The 1,408-nt window shown below is 62.4% G+C and carries 1 protein-coding gene; it reads right to left on the bottom strand.

The annotated features are described in order from the left end of the window. A partial coding sequence (gene istA / locus WP12_RS00140) for an IS21 family transposase (protein ID WP_200894427.1) occupies positions 1–1,204 on the bottom strand: 1,204 nt, incomplete at its 3' end. Between the last annotated feature and the right edge of the window lie 204 nt (positions 1,205–1,408).

Raw genomic sequence — 1,408 nt, 5'->3', positions numbered from 1 at the left:
GATAGCGCCGATGGCTGGACGGCATATGTTCGGGCACCGTGGTATGCCGTCCATTGCCGCTGCCACGCATGTGAACCGCGATGCGCTCGCCGCCGAGGAAGATCTCGACGGTGCGCGCGGTGAAGCGGGCCTCGACCTCACGGCGGGCGAAGCGATACGGCACCGAGTAATGGTGATGATCGAGGGCGATATGGTAATCGAGCCCGACACGGCATCGCTTCCACTCCGCATGGACCCAAGGCTCGGCGGGCAGCGGCTTGAGATTGGGCGCGTCGACTTCCTCAAACAACTGGCGGCGGGTGCGACCAAACTGGCGAAGAACCCGCATCTCATTGAGATCAGTGAGGCACTCGGCGATAGCGGCGTTGAGCTCAGCCAGGCTGTAGAAGACACGGTTGCGCAGTCGGCCTAGCACCCAGCGTTCGACGATGCCGACGCAGGCTTCAACCTTCGCCTTATCGCGCGGCCTCCGGGGCCGCGCCGGCAACACGGCCGTCCCGTAATGACGGGCCATGTCATTGTAGCTGCGGTTCAGCATCGGATCAAAGTGGCAGGCCTTGATCACCGCCACCTTCGCGTTGTCGGGCACCAGCAACTGAGTGACACCGCCAAAGAAGGCGAAGGCGGCATTATGCCCCTCGATCCAGTCGGCAAACTGTTCCGTCCAGGTCGCACAAGCGAATGACAGGCTTGAGCCGCCCAGCACCGCGACGAACAGATGGGCGTCGCGGATCTCGCCGGTTCGGCGGTCGATCACGACGGGCACTGTGTCGCCGGCGTAATCGACGAACAGCTTCTCGCCGCCGGCATGGCTCTGACGCATCACCAGTGACAGCCGCCCCTCCCAGCGCCGGAATAGGTCACACCAACGGCTGTAGCGATATCCGTCAGGTTGAGCGGCGATATACTCTTCCCACAAGACCTGCAGCGTCACGTGTTTGCGCTTTAACTCGCGCGCGACCGTCGACCAGTCCGGTTCCGGCTGCTTGCGACGTCCGGGCTTCACGCCCGGAATACCGTACAGCTTGGCCTCCAACTCCGTATCGGTCATGCTATCGGGAACCGGCCACGCAAGACCTGCCAGCCTCAACCGCCTGATCGTGTCCCTAACCGTCGTTGGACCCACGCCAGTGCGCTCGCCAACAACTCTTGTGGAAAGCCCGGCATCCAGGCTCAAATGCAATATCTCGCGCACTTGGCGCATCGAAACCCTCCTCGTCGGCATCCATCCCTCCGGTCGCTATGCGACCGCAGAAATGACCCAACGATCAGGTTCTCCACATCTCAAACTGCGCGCGATCACCTCGGAATGCTGCGCGCACAATTCGCGGAACACTGCGCGCCATTAAATCGGAAGCCCGCGCGCCATCAAATCGGAATGGTGCGCGCGATCACCTCGGAATCCGCA

The organism is Sphingomonas sp. SRS2, assembly GCF_000971055.1.
Lineage (GTDB): Bacteria > Pseudomonadota > Alphaproteobacteria > Sphingomonadales > Sphingomonadaceae > Rhizorhabdus.
Note: the sequence above shows the minus strand (reverse complement) of the source record. Positions and strands in the feature narration are given on the sequence as shown.